At 65.4% G+C, this 16,857-nt stretch carries 12 protein-coding genes; 11 read left to right on the top strand and 1 reads right to left on the bottom strand.

From position 1 onward, the window contains the following. The first annotated feature begins 87 nt into the window (after window positions 1-87). The 11 genes from U1H82_RS17765 (at window position 88) to U1H82_RS17715 (ending at window position 14,370) form a co-directional block, all read left to right on the top strand. On the top strand, window positions 88-1,326 hold the full coding sequence (locus tag U1H82_RS17765; RefSeq protein ID WP_322966321.1) for a CaiB/BaiF CoA transferase family protein: 1,239 nt from the start codon (window positions 88-90) through the stop codon (window positions 1,324-1,326). After that, window positions 1,323-2,498 (top strand): acyl-CoA dehydrogenase family protein, encoded by a 1,176-nt coding sequence (locus U1H82_RS17760; RefSeq protein WP_322966319.1) that lies wholly within the window; start codon window positions 1,323-1,325, stop codon window positions 2,496-2,498. Before U1H82_RS17765 ends, U1H82_RS17760 begins: the two co-directional genes overlap by 4 nt. A gap of 4 nt (window positions 2,499-2,502) precedes the next feature. Continuing rightward, window positions 2,503-3,261, top strand: a complete 759-nt coding sequence (locus tag U1H82_RS17755) for an enoyl-CoA hydratase/isomerase family protein (protein ID WP_322966318.1) — start codon at window positions 2,503-2,505, stop codon at window positions 3,259-3,261. A gap of 21 nt (window positions 3,262-3,282) precedes the next feature. Next, the gene (locus U1H82_RS17750) at window positions 3,283-4,062 is read left to right on the top strand and encodes an enoyl-CoA hydratase-related protein (RefSeq protein WP_322966317.1); all 780 of its coding nucleotides are present in this window, start codon (window positions 3,283-3,285) and stop codon (window positions 4,060-4,062) included. 275 nt (window positions 4,063-4,337) lie between these two features. Then, a complete protein-coding gene (locus tag U1H82_RS17745) occupies window positions 4,338-5,456 on the top strand; it encodes an efflux RND transporter periplasmic adaptor subunit (protein ID WP_322966316.1) in 1,119 nt (372 codons plus the stop codon). Between the two features lie 4 nt (window positions 5,457-5,460). Further along, complete coding sequence (locus U1H82_RS17740; protein WP_322966314.1) at window positions 5,461-8,583, top strand: efflux RND transporter permease subunit; 3,123 nt, start codon at window positions 5,461-5,463, stop codon at window positions 8,581-8,583. Beyond that, on the top strand, window positions 8,580-10,025 hold the full coding sequence (locus U1H82_RS17735; RefSeq protein WP_322966313.1) for an efflux transporter outer membrane subunit: 1,446 nt from the start codon (window positions 8,580-8,582) through the stop codon (window positions 10,023-10,025). The genes U1H82_RS17740 and U1H82_RS17735 overlap by 4 nt, the downstream gene beginning before the upstream one ends. Window positions 10,026-10,061: 36 nt before the next feature. Beyond that, window positions 10,062-10,760, top strand: a complete 699-nt coding sequence (locus U1H82_RS17730; protein ID WP_322966311.1) for a response regulator transcription factor — start codon at window positions 10,062-10,064, stop codon at window positions 10,758-10,760. After that, the gene (locus tag U1H82_RS17725; protein ID WP_322966309.1) at window positions 10,760-12,115 is read left to right on the top strand and encodes a sensor histidine kinase; all 1,356 of its coding nucleotides are present in this window, start codon (window positions 10,760-10,762) and stop codon (window positions 12,113-12,115) included. Before U1H82_RS17730 ends, U1H82_RS17725 begins: the two co-directional genes overlap by 1 nt. Window positions 12,116-12,332: 217 nt before the next feature. After that, on the top strand, window positions 12,333-13,100 hold the full coding sequence (locus tag U1H82_RS17720) for a response regulator (RefSeq protein ID WP_322966307.1): 768 nt from the start codon (window positions 12,333-12,335) through the stop codon (window positions 13,098-13,100). After that, window positions 13,084-14,370, top strand: a complete 1,287-nt coding sequence (locus U1H82_RS17715) for an ATP-binding protein (protein ID WP_322966306.1) — start codon at window positions 13,084-13,086, stop codon at window positions 14,368-14,370. The genes U1H82_RS17720 and U1H82_RS17715 overlap by 17 nt, the downstream gene beginning before the upstream one ends. A 25-nt stretch (window positions 14,371-14,395) precedes the next feature. Here U1H82_RS17715 and bamA read toward each other — a convergent pair. Then, window positions 14,396-16,857: outer membrane protein assembly factor BamA (bamA, locus tag U1H82_RS17710; protein ID WP_511073016.1), on the bottom strand; the 2,462-nt coding region annotated here is incomplete at its 5' end.

Below are 16,857 nucleotides of genomic sequence, written 5' to 3'. Positions count from 1 at the left end.
TACACTGGGCAGGCAGAACCCCCAGGCGAATTGATGCGCCCTGTCGCTCGCCATATCCCGCCGTCCCCTGGACTTATGGGAATATCGATGACCCTGCCCGTCGACATGCTGCCCGTCATAGCGCCTGACAGCGACACGCCCGGCCTTCTGGCGGGCATCACCATACTCGACCTGACCACGTCGATCGCCGGGCCCTATGCCACGATGCTGCTGGCCGATCTGGGGGCCGAGGTCATCAAGGTCGAGCGTCCGAATTCGGGTGACGATACCCGATCCTGGGGACCGCCGTTCCTGGGCGGCACCTCGCTCTGGTATCTCAGCGTCAACAGGAACAAGCGATCGGTCGCGCTCGACTATTCCACCGACGAGGGACGTGCGATCCTTTACCGGCTCGTCGAGAGCTGCGACGCCGTGATCGTCAACATGGTCCCGCGGGTCCAGAAAAAGCTGAAGGTCGATCACCGGTCCCTCGCCGCGGTCCGGCCGGACATCGTCTTCTGCTCGATCACCGGATTTGGGCTGGACGGCGCGCGGGCCGACAAGACCAGCTACGACCTGATCGCCGAAGGCTATAGCGGCATCATGGACATCACCGGCGAGGCGGAGTCGCCGCCCCAGAAGGTCGGCGCGCCCGCCGCCGACATGCTGTCGGGCATGGACGCCGCAATGGCCGTCATCGCCGCGCTTTTCGAGCGACAGCGCAGTGGCAAGGGGCATTCGATCGATATCGCCATGATCGAAAGCATGACGCGCTTCCTCTCTCCCCGGATCATGACCTATCTGGGCAGCGGCGAGGTGCCGCGCCGGACCGGCGCCAAGGACAGCGTCATCGCCATCTACCAGTCCTTCGACACGGCCGACGAGCCGCTGACCCTGGGCTTGGGCAATGACGGGATCTGGCAACGTTTCTGGGACACGGTCGGCGAGCCCGACTATGCCCGGCAGGAACGCTTCTCGACCAACGCCAAGCGCCATGCCGTGCGGCCGGAGATCGTGGCGCGCATCCAGGCGATCCTGAACACGCGCGGACGCGACGCCTGGCTCGACGCTTTCGAACGAAACGGCATCCCGTCGGGGCCGATCAACCGGATCGATCAGGTCGCGCACGACCCGGAACTGGCGCGGCGCGGCCTGTTCTATGCGATGACGGTGGGCGACGAGGCGATACCGCAGGTCGGCCTGGGGATAGCGATCGACGGAGCGCCGATACAGGCCCGCCGCCCGCCCCCGTCGCTCGGCGCGGATACCGAAGCCATCCTGACCCAGCGGGCCGGTTGCTCGCCGGACGACATCGCGACGCTTCGCACGGAGTCAGTCATCCAATGAGCGGTATTCTCGACCGTATCCCATCATCGGTTCGCTTCAGCGACGAAGAACAGATCCTGCTGGACTCGGTCCGCAGCATCGCCGCGGACGTCATCGCGCCCAATGCGGCGCGCTATGATCGGGAGGCGACCTTCCCCGTCGACAGCATGGCGGCGATCGATGCGCTGGGCCTGAACGCGATGTTCGTGCCCGAGGCTTATGGCGGCGTGGCGCTCAGCTACGCCGCCTATCTCGCCTGCGTGCAGATCATCAGCGCGGCCTGCGCCTCGACCGGCATCACCTGGGCGACCAACTTCCACGCGATGAAGCCGCTGATCGAGTTCGGCACCGAGGAACAGAAGCTGCGGCTCCTGCCGCGCATTGCCGAAGGAGGGCTCGCCGCGCTGGCGATCACCGAGCCCGATGCGGGGTCGGATGCCACCGGCATGCGGACCCAGTTCGTCGAGGACGGCGACGACATCATCGTCACCGGCGGCAAGACCTTCATCTCCAATGGCGACCGCGCGGACCTGTATCTCCTGTTCGGCAAATGGTCGGACATCGCCGATCCCCGCAAGGCGATTTCCGTTCTGGTGCTGGAGAAGGGAACGCCCGGACTGGAGGTCCTCGGCGTCGAGCACAAGATGGGGCACCGCGCGTCCTCGACCGCGACGCTGGCGTTCAACGGCTGCCGGGTGCCACGCGCCAATCTGCTCGGCGAGCCCGGTGCCGGACTCCCCATCCTGTTCGCATCGCTCAACAAGTCGCGACCCAGCGTCGCGGCGCAGGCCCTGGGCATCGCGCGTGCGGCCTTTGATCGCACCGTCGCCTATGTGAACCAGCGCAAGCAGTCGCAGCGGCGGATCATCGACAATCAGGGCGTCCAGTTCATGATCGCCGACATGGCGACCGACATCGCGATGGTCGAAAGCTTTCTCTGGCGCCTGGCGGGGATGGTCGACGCAGGCGAAAGCGATATCGCGATCGAGGCATCGATGCTCAAGATGCGCGCGACCGACGTCGCCATGCAGGTGACCGAAACCGCCGTCCAGCTTCACGGCGGCTATGGCTATTGCCAGGAATATGAAGTGGAACGCCTCATGCGCGACGCCAAGATCACCCAGATCTGGGAGGGGGCCAACCAGATTCACCGCCAGCTCGTCGGCCGCGCCTTCGCCGAAAAGCGGAACTGAGCGGATGTTTCGGACCGAAGAGAAGGGCGCGCGGCTGATCCTCACGCTGGATCGTCCCCCGGTCAACGCGATCAACGATGAATGGCTCGCCACCTTTCACCAGTTTCTCGATGGAATAGAGGTCCGCGACGATATCAGCGTCCTTCATCTCCGCTCCGCGCACAAGATTTTCTGTGCGGGCATGGATGTCGCGCACATCGCCGGTCTGATGGCGCGCGCGGACGGTGCCGATGCGATGGTCCGCGATGTCCGGGAGTTCCAGCGCGCCTTCGCCCGACTGGAACGCCTGCCGCAGGTCGTGCTGGCCGAGATCGGCGGCGCGGCTCTTGGCGGGGGATTGGAACTGGCGCTCGCCTGCGATCTCCGGATCGCGGCGGATGAGGCCAAGCTCGGCCTGCCCGAGGCGAAGCTGGGCCTTATCCCCGGCGCAGGGGGGACGCAGCGGCTGACCTGGCTGTGCGGTCGCGGGACCGCGTCGCGACTGATCCTGTCGGGCGAAATTATCGATGGCCAGGCCGCGCTGGCGCTCGGGCTGGTGCAATGGTCGGTCGCCCGCGCCGAACTGGCGACGACGGCAGCGGCGATCGGCGACCGGATCGCCGCGCTTTCGACCGGTTCGGTTCGTCAGGCGAAGCAGTTGATCGCCGCCGCCGGCGACAGCGGCCGCGACGGCTTTGCCGAGGAGCTGGAGGCCGACCGTCTGCTCTTCGCCCTACCCGACACGCAGACCCGCATCGCGGCCTTTCTGAACGGCCAGCGGTGACGTCACATCAGGAGCGCTATCGTGAGCTACACTGAGATTCTCTATTCGGAAGACGGCCCGATCGGGACGCTGACCCTCAACCGTCCGCATGACGGCAACATGTTCACCGAGACCATGTGCCACGAGATTCGCGACTGCATCAACGCGATCCGGCGCGAGACGCGGACCCGCGTGTTGGTCATCACCGGTGCGGGCGACAAGTTCTTCTGTATCGGCGGTCGGAAGGACGGCATGGAGGATAGCAACCTGTACGCCGGGGTGCTGCCGACACTGGAGATGTACGAGAGCATCGACCGGCTGCAAAAGCCCGTCATCGCGATGGTCAACGGTTTCGCGGTGGGGGGCGGAAACGTCCTACAGGTGGTGTGCGACATGACCATCGCCAAGAAAAGCGCGGTGTTCCGCCAGGTCGGCCCGATGATGGGCAGCTTCGATGCCGGCTATGGCACCTGGTATCTTGAGGATCTGGTCGGCAAGAAAAAGGCCAAGGAAATCTGGATGCGCAATCCGAAGATATCGGCGGACGAGGCGCTGTCGCTCGGAATGATTAACAAGGTCGTCGCGGACGAGGATCTGGAACGCGAAACCCGCGCCTTTGCATTGGAGGTCGCCAATCGCGGTCCGGTCGCGCTGGCGGCGATCAAGGGCGCATTCAACGCCCGCCATGGCGGCGTCGCCGGACTATCGCGGACGACGCATGATATCCTGCTGCCGCTCTACATGAAGACGGCCGAGTCGAAGGAAATGAGCCAGTCTTTCGCGGAACGGCGCGATCCGGACTATGACTTGTTCGGTCACTGACACGAGTACCCTGTTCGTCGGCAGGGATCGCGATATCCCTGCGCGCGTGTCGGCCTCGAACGCCGATACACTTTGATACCAGCGGATACCCAGTCTGGCTGTTTCAACAGGTGATCGACCCTTAATCGCTTCAGTCCTCCCAAGAGGATTGGATACATGTTCTTCCCGCCACGTCATCCCCGATATTCGGAAGCGGCCGCGCTTCGGCACGATGTCGCACCACCGGCCGCGGGGGCGACGTGGGACAGACTGCATCAGCTCGCGGGGGCGTTCCGATGATCGCCCGTCACCGCGCACTCCCCCTGGCGCTGGTCCTTGCGGCGTGCGGTTCCGGCAACCAGCCTTCGCGCAGCACCGCGCCGGTGGAGGTGGGGACGGTGACCATCGTCACCCAGCCGGTGACCGTCACCACCACACTGACCGGACGGGTCGCGGCGGCCGTCACCGCCGAGGTGCGGCCCCAGGTCGACGGGATCATCCGGGCGCGGCTGTTCACCGAGGGCACGGTCGTCCGCGCCGGCCAGCCGCTCTACCAGATCGACCCGCGCCTCTATCGCGCCACCCGTGACCAGGCGGCGGCGCAGCTCGCCAATGCGCAGGCGGCGGCGGTGACGGCGCAGGCCAAGGCCAATCGCTATGGCCGTCTTCAAAACGCCGATGCGGTCGCACGCCAGGACGTCGACGACGCGGTCGCCTCGGCACGGCAGGCACAGGCCAATGTCCGTCAATATCGCGCGACGCTGAACAGCGCCGACGTCAATCTGGGCTTCACCCGCGTGGTCGCTCCGATCTCGGGCCGCATCGGACGGTCGGCCTATACCCAAGGCGCGCTCGTCACCGCAGCGCAGACCACCGCGCTCGCGACCATTTCGCAGCTCGACCCGATCTATGTCGATATCCAGCAATCGGCCGTCGCCGTGCTCGATCTGCGCGAGAAGCTCGCCCGGAACGGCAGCCGCCCCTCCCGCATCGCGGTCCGGCTGCAGTTGGAGAACAACCACGCCTTCTCCCAGATCGGCACCCTGGAATTCGGAGAGGCCTCGGTCGACACCACCACGGGCACGATCACGCTGCGCGCGCGCTTCCCCAATCCGCAGGGGCTCCTGCTGCCCGGCATGTTCGTTCGCGTGACGGTGCCGCAGACGCAGATAGCCGAAGGCATTCTCGCACCCCAACAGGGCATTACGCGCGATGCCAAAGGCAACGCCAGCGCCTTCGTCATCGGTGCGGACGGAAAGGTGGCCCAGCGCTCGCTGACGACCGGTGAGGCGATCGGCGACAAGTGGCTCGTCACCAGCGGCCTCAAGGCGGGGGACCGGCTGATCGTCCAGGGATCGGACAAGGTGAAGGCCGGCGACACCGTCAAGGCGGTCACCGTGCGGCTTGGACAGTAACGCCATGGGCATCAGTCGCTTCTTTGTCGATCGCCCGATCTTTGCCTGGGTCATCGCGATCGTCGTCATGCTCGGCGGGATCGGCGCGATCACCACCCTGCCGATCGCCCAATATCCCGACGTCGCGCCCCCGACGGTACAGATCAGCGCCACCTATAGCGGTGCGTCGGCGGAAACGCTGGAGACCAGCGTCACCCAGGTGATCGAACAGCAACTCACCGGCATCGACGGGATGCAGTATTTTTCGTCCTCGTCCGACTCGTCGGGGTCGGCGACGATCACCGTCACCTTCAAGAAGGGCACGGACGCCGATACCGCCCAGGTTCAGGTCCAGAACAAGGTCTCGCAGGCCGAGGCGCGACTCCCTTCGGCGGTCCGGCAGCAAGGCGTGACCGTCACCAAGTCGAACAGCGACTTCCTGATGATCGTCGCGGTCTATGACAAGACGGACAAAGCCTCCGAAGCGGATGTCGCCGATTATCTGGTCAGCCATTTCCAGGACGATCTCGCCCGCGTAGACGGCGTCGGGTCGAGCACGGTCTTCGGTTCGGAATATGCCATGCGCATCTGGCTGGACCCCGCCAAGCTCGCCGCGGTCCAGTTGATGCCGTCCGACGTTCAGACGGCGATCGAGGCGCAGAATGTCGACGTCTCCGCAGGCCAGGTGGGCGCACTGCCCGCAGTCAAGGGCCAGCAGCTCAACGCGACCGTCCGCGCCAAGTCGCGCCTCCAGACGCCAGAGCAGTTCCGTGACATCGTGCTGAAGACCGCCACCTCGGGATCGATCGTGCGGCTCAGCGACGTGGCCCGTGTCGAGTTGGGCCAGGAAAGCTATTCCTCGTCGGCGCGACTGAACGGGCATCCCGGTTCGGGCATCGCCATCCAGCTCGCATCGGGCGCGGATGCACTTAAGACAGCTTCGGCGGTCAAGGCACGGGTCCAGGAACTGGCCGTCGGTATGCCCGCCGGCTACACCATCGCCTATCCACGCGACACGACCGACTTCGTCAAATTGTCGATCCATGAGGTGATCGAAACCTTGCTGATCGCGGTCGCCCTGGTCGTGGCGGTGATGTTCGTGTTCCTGCAAAGCTGGCGGGCAACGCTCGTTCCCGCTGTCGCAGTGCCGGTCGTGCTGCTCGGGACCTTCGGCATCCTGTCGCTGTTCGGCTATTCGATCAACACGTTGACGCTGTTCGGCATGGTGCTGGCGATCGGCCTGCTGGTCGACGACGCGATCGTCGTCGTCGAGAATGTCGAGCGCGTGATGGACGAGGACGGGCTCTCCCCGCGTGAGGCGACGATCAAGTCGATGGAGGAGATCGGCTCCGCTCTGGTCGGCGTCGCGCTGGTCCTGTCGGCCGTGTTCCTGCCGATGGCCTTTTTCGGGGGATCGACCGGGGTCATCTATCGCCAGTTCTCGGTGACCATCGTCTCGGCGATGATCCTGTCGGTGCTGGTCGCGTTGATCCTTAGCCCAGCCCTGACCGCGACGTTGCTTAAGCCGTCACACGGCGACGCCCTGCAGCGGCCCGGCCTGTTCGGGCGTTTCAATCGGTGGTTCGACCGCTGCACCCATCGCTATGTCGACGGGACCCGCCGCGTGATCGACCGCCGCGTCGTCCATTTCGGTATCTTCGCTATCATCGTGGTCATCATGACCGTCCTGTTCCTGCGGCTGCCGACCAGCTTCCTGCCGACCGAGGATCAGGGCCAGGTGATGGTGATGTTCAACCTCCCCGCCGGCGCGACCGCCGAACGAACCGAGGCGGTGCGTGACGCGGTGCAGGACTATATCAGCAAGAACGAATCCAAGACGGTCAAGGACTCCTTTTCCATCACCGGCTTCGGCTTCAGCGGCTCGGGTCAGAACACCGGCATGGCGTTCATGAGCCTTGCCCCCTTCGACCAGCGCAAGGGCAAGGACGCCAGCGCCTCGGCGATCAATCTTCGCGCGATGAAGGCGCTGTCGACCATTCGCGACGCGACGATCATCCCGATGACCCCGCCCGCCATTTCGGGACTGGGCCAGTCGAACGGCTTCACCTTCGAACTGCTCAATTCCAGCAACATGGCACGGGAAAAGTTCCTCGCCCTACGCGACAAGCTGATCGCCGCCGCCGCCAAGGATTCCAAGCTCAAGCAGGTCCGTGCCGCGACCCTGCCCGACACGCCGCAGCTCCGTATTGCGCTGGACGATGCCAAGCTTGCCGTACTCGGCCTGACCGAATCCGACGTCACCAACGCGCTGTCCGGCGCGTGGGGCGGGACCTATATCAACGACTTCGTCGATCGCGGACGGGTGAAGCGCGTCTATCTCCAGGCCGATGCGCCGTTTCGGATGCTGCCATCCGATCTCGACGGCTGGTTCGTCCGAACCTCGTCGGGAACGATGGTGCCCTTCTCGGTGATCGCGACCACGTCATGGGAAAAGGGGCCGAACAGCGTCTCGCGCTTTAATGGCCGCTCCTCCTACGAGATCCAGGGCGAGGCCGCCGACGGCACCAGCTCCGGCGAGGCGATGAAGGCCATTGTCCAGCTTCAGCAGAAGCTGGCACCCGGCACGTCCTATGCCTGGTCGGGCCTGTCCTATCAGGAGAACCAGTCGAGCGGACAGGCACCGATGCTCTATGGCCTGTCGATCCTCGTCGTCTTCCTGTGCCTGGCGGCCCTGTACGAAAGCTGGTCGGTGCCGATCGCGGTACTCCTGGTGTTGCCACTCGGCGTCATCGGCGCGGTGCTGGCGGTGACGTTCCGTGGGCTCGACAACGACATCTACTTCCAGGTCGGCCTTATCACCACGATCGGCCTTACCGCCAAGAATGCCATCCTGATCGTAGAGTTCGCGGAAATGGCGCGGCGGCGGGGCGAGGATGTCGTCACGGCCGCGCTCGACGCGGCACGGACCCGACTGCGGCCCATCCTGATGACCAGCCTCGCCTTCATCCTGGGCGTGTTGCCGCTGGCGGTCGCGACGGGCGCGGGGGCGAACAGCCGCATCGCGATCGGCACCGCGGTCGTCGGCGGTATGCTGACCGCAACGGTCATCGCGATCTTCTACGTGCCACTCTTCTTCGTGGCGGTCGCCCGCCTGTTCCACCGCACGCCCAAGGAGACGGAGGCATGACCCGCCGCCCCCATGCCGCCCTGCAGATAGTCCTCCTACTCACCGGGACCGCAAGTCTGGCCGCCTGCGGCACGACCGCAAAGCCCGTTCGCCCGATTGCCGACTTCGTGCCGCAACAATGGCCGGCGGGCGCCGCTTATCCGGCCGCAAGCGGCACCGACATGGTGGGCATGACCTGGCAGGCCCTGGCGACCGATGCCAAGATGCGCCATGTGATCGGCGAGGCCCTGATCCACAATCAAGACCTGGCGGCGGCGGTCGCCAACGTCGCATCGGCGCGCGCGCAATATCGTACGCAGCGCAGCTACCAATTTCCGACCCTGGCGGCGACCGGCAGCGCGAGCGATCAGGGCAATGTGCTCGACGGTAATTCGAATACCACCGGGTCCGGCAGCTCCTATGCCGCGCAGGCCGGGGTCAGCAGCTTCGAGCTCGACCTGTTCGGACGGCTGCACAATCTGTCGCGCGCCGCATTCGCACAATATCTCGCCACCGACAGCGGCGCCCGGTCGACCCGGTTGAGCATCGTGGCGGAGACCGCCAGGGCCTATGTCGCGCTCGCCGCCGACCGCGATCGCCTTACCGTCGCAGAGGAGCAGGTGACCAGCAGCCGCCGGACGGTGACGCTGAACCAGGACCTGCACGACCAGGGGCTGGTGAGCGGTTCCGACGTCGCGGATTCGCAGACGGTCTTGGCCCAGGCCCAGTCGGACGTTGCCAGCTACACCACCCAAGTCGCGCAGGACCGCAATGCGCTGGAACTGCTGACCGGCCATCGGCTCGACGACACCACCCTGCCCACCTCGCTCAAGGAAATCGACGATGGTCTGGCGGTCCCGGCGGCGGGCCTGTCCTCTGCTGTGCTCCTGTCTCGACCGGACGTGGTGGAGGCGGAGCGGCAGCTGGAGGCGACGGGCTATAACGTCGCGGCGGCGCGGGCGGCATTCTTCCCGAAGATCTCGCTCACGGGGGCGCTGGGACTGGCCTCGACCGCGCTGTCCGCGCTGTTCTCCGGCGCGTCGAGCATCTGGTCCGCCAGCGCGAACGCCAGCCTTCCCATCCTGGGCGGCACCAACCGTGGCAATCTCGACTATGCCATCGCCCAGCGCGACTATTATCTCGCCACCTATCGCAAGGCCGCCCAGACCGCTTACCGGGAAGTCAGCGATGCTCTTGCCCGGCGGGGCACGATCGGACGCCAGCGCGATGCGCAGCAGCTCCTCGTCGCCTCATCGCTGCGAAGCTACCGCATTGCCGATGCGCGCTATCGCGAAGGTGTCGACAGCTTCCTGACGACGCTCGTCTCGCAGCGGACCCTATATTCGGCGCGTCAGACGCAATTGACGACGATCCTTGCGGATCTCAACAATCGCATTACCCTCTATCAGGTGATCGGCGCCGATCCGAGCCTCGCGGCCCCAGCCGCCGTGACGCAGCGATGACTGCGCCTTTCCGCTCGCGGGGGATCTGAGGTCCACATGCGCCAATCCCCTCATCGCTTGCTCATCGCCGACGACGATCCCGATATCCGGGAGATGGTGAGCGCGCAGCTTGCGAATGCCGGGTTCGATGTCGTGACGGCCGGTGACATAGCGGGCATCCAGGCCGCCCTGGCCAGCGAGGCCATCGACCTGATCGTCCTCGATCTCGGTCTGCCAGACGGTGACGGCCTGCATATGTGCCGCGACCTGCGCGCGGCGGGCAACGGCGTCCCGATCATCATGGTGACCGCGCGCGACGGCGCGATCGACCGGATACTGGGGCTGGAACTCGGCGCCGACGATTATCTGACCAAGCCGTTCGAGCCGCGCGAGCTCATCGCCCGGGTCCGCAACCTGCTTCGCCGCGCGCCTGCCCCCGCACCGCCCCCCGTCGTGGCGCGCTTCGGGGGCTGGCAGCTCGATCTGGTTCGCCGCCGCCTGCGCGCGCCCGATGGCAGCGTCGTGATGCTCTCGACCAGCGAGTTCGATATTCTCTGTCGTCTGGTCCAAAGTCCCAGCCAGCCCCTCCCCCGCGAGGCATTGCTGCCCGAACGCGCCGCGACAGCCGCGTTCGATCGTTCGATCGACAACCAGATCAGCCGTCTGCGCAGCAAATTGGCACCGTACGGCGACGACCTGATCCTGACCGCACGTGGACAGGGCTATCTGCTCGGAGCCGCCGTACGGTTCGAGTGATGCGCTTCGCCCGCCTCTTCCGCTCGCTGAGCGGGCGTATCGCGCTGCTGCTGTCGCTCGGAACCGTCCTGGCCGTCGTCTTCGCCCTGCTCGTCGCCGGACAGATCCGCCGTTCGGACTATCGCCGGCTCCAGTCCGAACGCGTGCTCGCCAGCGCGGCCGACATCGTCGAGCGCTTTCGTCAAGACCCGCGTGGCACGCTTAGGGTCATGACGAACCAGGGCATCATCGGCGCGGTCATCGTCGCCCCCTACGCCGCCCTTCCTCCGGCGGACCAACGGCTCACCGCGCGGCTGGCGCAGCGGATCGGCCCAGGCACGCCTGTCCGCCTGTCTCCGGCGAGCGACGCCCTGTGTCATACCACCGATCCCTTCTGGCACCGGTCGAGGGCCGCCGGGTTCGGCGCGTTTCCCGCGTCGGATTGCTGGCTGCTGACGATCGCGCCGGCATCCGGGCGCGTCACGGTCGGACTCGACCTGCCCTATCTCCTGCCACCGCCCACCCTGTTGTCCGACCTGCCGTTCCTTGCCCTGATCGCCCTCGCCTGCATCCTGCCGTCGGCCATCGCCGCACGGTTCGCGACCCGGCCGCTGCGTCGGTTGACCAGCGCCTCGCGGGCGTTTGCCGGATCGATCGATGCCGACCCGGTGCCCGAGACAGGCCCGGTCGATGTGCGCGAGGCGCTGGCGACCTTCAACGTCATGCAAGAGCGGGTGCGCGCCGGTCTGCGCGAGCGCACCCATCTGCTCGCCGCGATCAGCCACGATCTGCAAACACCGCTGACCCGTCTGCGGCTGCGGCTGGAACAGGTGCAGGACGAGGCGCTCCGCGCCCGACTGATCGGCGATCTGTCCGCCACGTTACGCATGGTGCGCCGGGGGCTGGATTTGGCGCGCAGTGCCGAGAGCGGCGAAGAATGGAGCATCGTCGATCTGGGATCGCTGCTGTCCAGCCTGGCGGACGACGCGGTGGATATGGGGCATTCGGTCACCTATCGCGGCGAACCGACCCTCCGCCTCCGCGTGAAGCCCGACGCCCTGACCCGCTGCCTTACCAACCTGGTCGACAATGCGGTGCGATATGCCGACGGCGCGGAACTGTCCTGGACGCAGCATGACCCGTATATCGTGATCTCGGTATGTGATCGTGGCCCCGGAATGCCCGACGCCATGCTGTCGCGCGCCTTCGAGCCCTTTTTCCGGGGTGACGTGGGGGTGAAGGGTGGCAGCGGCATCGGACTGGCGATCGCCAGGGCGCAAGCCGCGACCATGGATGGCGAGGTGGTCCTGGAGCGCCGCGCGGGCGGCGGTTTGTGCGCTTGTGTGCGTCTGCCCATCGCCAGCATCCGAGGCTAGGTCGGCATTTCATCTGTAGTTCAAGGATTATGCCGGTATTTTTCGGCAACGCCGCCTTTGACGAGCGGACATACAGGAGAAAAACATTGCGGGAGACTGGAGGCCGGCAGTTTTCCACCGCCCAGGATACTGTGATATCTTTAACACGCCGAAAGGCAATTTGGGCATATTGCGGCCCTGCAATGCGCGCGATACGCCGCGATGCAATGGCTTGCACATGCTTCAAACCCCTATCGAAATTGATGATTTGACGGATCGCGGCGGCCGATTGCTGATCGTCGACGACGATCCCGACATCCGGGAACTGACTCGCGAGTTCCTGCGTGCGCACGGCTATGACGTCGATGCGGTGGAGGATGGGGCGACGATGCGAAGCGCCCTGGAGCAGCAACAATATTCCCTTGTCGTGCTGGACGTGATGATGCCCGGCGAGGACGGCCTGTCGATCCTCCGGTCGCTCGATCGCACGACCGCACCCGCCGTCATCGTCATGTCGGTGATCGGGGAAGAGGTCGATCGGATCGTCGGCCTCGAAATGGGCGCCGACGACTATATCGCCAAGCCCGCCTCGCCCCGCGAACTGCTGGCGCGAATCCGCTCCGTGCTACGTCGACAGGGGGAGCGCCCGGTCGGTGCGGTTACGGTACAGAGCCGAACCTTCCAACGCTTCGCCGGATGGCGGCTCGATCCCGTCGGCCGGCAACTGTTCAACCCCGAGGACGTGCTCATCAACCTGTCCGATGGCGAGTTCCGGCTGCTGATGACGTTCGTCGATCACCCCCGCCGTGTCCTCACCCGCGATTTTTTGCTCGACCACTCGCGCGGTGCCAATGCCGAGCATTTCGACCGGGTCATCGACGTGCAGGTCAGCCGATTGCGGCGCAAGCTGATGCGAGACGGAAGCCCGGGGGGCCGCAGTGACGAGCTGATCCGCACCATCCGCAACGAAGGCTATATGTTCGCAGCCGATGTCGAGCACCGCTGAACGTCGCCAGGGCGGGCGAACGATCGCATGGCCGATCTTTGCCCTGGTCATCGTGTCGGTCGTCGTCGCGGCGACGACGATCTTCGTGGTGACGTTCAACGGTCCACCGGCGCGGCGTTTCGGGGAGCCCCTATCGATCGTGGCGCAGGCGCTTCGCACCGGACAGGCACCTCCGGTCACCGGTTCGCCGATCAGGGTCTCGACCGTGCAGGATTCGCCCGCACCCAATCGCAACCTCCGCGCCGACGAGCAGGGGCGCCGATCCGTGGCGGCGACGCTCGGCGTCCGTCCGGAGGATGTCGTTGCCTATACGCGACGGCCGATGGCCACCGACATGGGCGTGCTGGGCCCCGAGTTCATCGTAGGATGGAAAACCCCCGTCGGATGGCGGGTGGTCGAGACGCCGCGTCCGTTCCTGGCACCATGGCATTTCACCACATTGTTCGCGATGCTGATCTCGGTGGTTGCCCTTGCGGTGCCCGCCTGGGTCATCGCGCAGATCATCTCGCGACCGGTACGCGCGGTCGCGCGGGCCGCCGAGCGCGCGCGGGCCGGCGCCGAACTGCCCGCCCTGCCGCGCGGCGGGACGCGCGAGGTGCGCGCGCTATCGACGGCGGTCGCGGCGATGCATGAACGACTGGCGAAACATGCCGAGGGCCGCACCACCATGCTTGCCGCGATCGCGCATGACCTCGGCACGCCGCTGTCGCGCCTTGCCTTCCGCGTCGAGCAATTGCCCGAGCTGGCGCGCGAGCGCGCCGCCGCCGACATTGCCGAGATGCGCGGCCTGATCGCCGCCGCGCTGTCGTTCGCGCGCGACGAGGCGGTGGGCGCGCGGGAACGGCTGGACCTGGGCAGCCTGATCGAAAGCCTTGCCGACGATGTCGCCGACGCCGGAAAGTCCGTGACGACGGAACCCGGCCCCCGGGTGATCGTCAAGGGGGACTCGGTGGCGCTGCGGCGGCTGTTCGCCAATCTGGTCGAAAACGCGATACGCTATGGCGAGTGCGCGGCGATCGCGTGGCAGGTGGAGGGCGACACCGTCTCGGTCACGATCGACGATTGCGGGCCGGGTATCGACCCGGCGACGGTGGAATATCTCTTCGAACCCTTTGCACGGGGCGACCCGTCGCGCAACCGGGCGACCGGTGGAACGGGCCTGGGACTTGCCATTGTCCGGTCGGTCGCGGCGCGGCATGACGGCGAGGCGGTTTTGGAGAACGGCCCCACGGGTGGGCGTGCGCGCGTGACGCTCCCACTCGCCGTTTGAGGCCTGTCAGGCCGGGCGGCCAGAGTCAGAATTGCGTTCCGACGTTGAAGGTAATCAGCTTCGTATCGTCGCCGGGCTGCTTCAGCAGTGCCTTGGCCAGATCGAGCCGCAGCGGGCCAAAGGGCGAGTTCCAGTTGACGCCGATGCCGAGCGACAGGCGGGGACTGGCCGAATTGCCCTGATAGGTCTCGGCATAGGTCCCCAGCGAGTAGGTATAGGGCGTACCGGTATTGGTCGTCGTCGAGGAGCCTTCGCTGTTGAGGTACAACAGATTTCCGGCGCTGTCGCGATACTGGCGCGTGGCGCCGGTGCAAGCCGTGCCCGCTGCGTTGGCCGTGGCGCAACTGTCGATCAGCGTCGGTTTCGTTCCACCGAACACCGCGCCGACATCCAGATAGATGGAGGGACGCAACCCCATCTCCCGCGCCCCCGACCCAAGCGGAAGTTCCAGCTCGAGGCGGCCGTGATAATAAGCGGTGCCGCCCAACGCGGTCTGGGTATTGCTGGTCGATGTGGTCGACAATGTCGCGGGTATGGTGCTGGTGTCATAATAGGTGCGCGATACCCGCGGACCGACGCCGCGAATGTCAAAGCCGCGCATCTGCGGATCGCCCAGATAGAAGCGATCGGTCAGGCGGACATCCTGTCCGATCCCGTGGATATATCCGCCATCCGCCGCCGCACTGAAGACGAACCCGCTGCCCAGATTGGCGTAGCGCGACAGATTGACGGTAGTCCGCAGATAGCGCGTGTCGCCGCCCAACCCGGCAAAATCCTGGCTGAAGGTGAAACGCGATCCGCTCGTCGGGCGAAGCCGGCTGTTGAGGCTGTCGAACATCAGCGAATATCCCACCGATGACGTCCAGCGATTGCCGACCGCGTCGCAGAGATAATAGCCAGCCAGCGCCGGATCGCAGCGCCCGTCGGTATAGTAACTGTCCTTGCTGATCGACACCTGATCGTAGCTTAGGCCGTAACGACCGGACATGGACCAATATTCGGTAAGCGGTACGCCCGCCCGGATCTGGAAACCGGTCGTGACCTGATCATAGACCGACGTCGATGAGGAGGTCGTCGTGTTGTAATTGTTATAGTCGCGGCGGAATACATCGACGCCCAGCGCAATGTTCTTGTCGAAGAGATAAGGCTCGGTGAAGCCCAGTTCGACCGATTTGGCATAATAGCTGGTGCTGACCGAGGCGCGGAGCTCCTGGCCCTTGCCCCTGAAATTATGCTGGGTGAGGCTAGCGCTGACGATCATCTTTTCAAGACTGGAATAGCCCGCCGACAGGGAAAGCTCGCCCGTCGAACGCTCCTCGACATTGGTTTCCAGCACGATGCGATCGGGTGCCGAGCCGGGGTTCTGCTTGATCTCCAGCTTTTCCTGGAAATAGCCGAGCGAGTTGATGCGATCCTGGCTGCGGCGCACCTGGAAGCTGTTGAAGGCGTCGCCCTCGGCCACGCGGATTTCGCGGCGGACGACCTTGTCCTGCGTCTGCGTGTTGCCGTTGATGTCGATCCGCTCGACATAGGTGCGCTTGGCTTCGGCGATGTTGAACGTGATCGACATGGTCAGCGCGTCCTTGTCGCGCTGGAAGTCGGGGTTCACATCGGTAAAGGCATAGCCGAACAGACCCGCCGTCTGGCTGAGGCTGTCGATCGAATCCTCGATCAGCTTGGCGTTGTACCAGTCGCCCTTTTTCATGGGCAGCGAGGCGGCCAGCTTGGCATTGTCGAAGTCGCGAATCTGGCTGTCGACCTTGACGTCGCCGAACTTATAACGCGGACCTTCCTCCACCACATAGGTGATGATGAAGTCCTTCTTGTCCGGGGTCAGCTCGGCCACCGCGCTGGTCACACGGAAATCGGCATAGCCGTTGGTCAGATAGAAGAGGCGCAGCTTCTGCTGGTCGGCGGCCAGGCGATCCTGGTCATAGCTGGTCGCCGAGGACAGGAAACGGAACCAGCGCGACTGCTTGGTGTACATCGCACCGCGCAGCTGATCGTCGGAGAATTTCTCGTTGCCGATGATGTTGATCTGGCGGACCTTGGACTTCGGCCCCTCGCTGATCTCGAACACCACGTCGACGCGGTTCTGGTCGAGATTGACCATCTTGGGCTCGACCACCGCGCCGAACCGGCCCTGGCGGCGATACAGCTCGATGATGCGGGCCACGTCCTGGCGAACCGCGGTCCGGGTGAAGATCTGCCGCGGCGCGAGCTTGATCTCCTTCTTGATCTTGTCTTCCTTCAGGCGCTTGTTGCCCTCCAGGATGACCCGGTTGATGATCGGGTTCTCACGCACGCGCAGCACGATGTCGCCCGTCTCCACGCCGGAGATCGAGAAATCCGCGAACAGCTCGGACGCCTGAAGGTCCTTCAGCGCCTGGTCGAGCGTTTCGGGCGTATAGGGCATGCCGACCCGAAGCTTGGTGTAGGACAACACCGTCTCGGGCTCGATACGCTGCGCACCCTCGACGCGCAGCG

Origin of the sequence: Sphingomonas fuzhouensis, assembly GCF_034659795.1 — a bacterium.
Classification (GTDB): domain Bacteria; phylum Pseudomonadota; class Alphaproteobacteria; order Sphingomonadales; family Sphingomonadaceae; genus Sphingomonas; species Sphingomonas fuzhouensis.
This window is presented reverse-complemented; position numbering and strand designations above follow the sequence as displayed.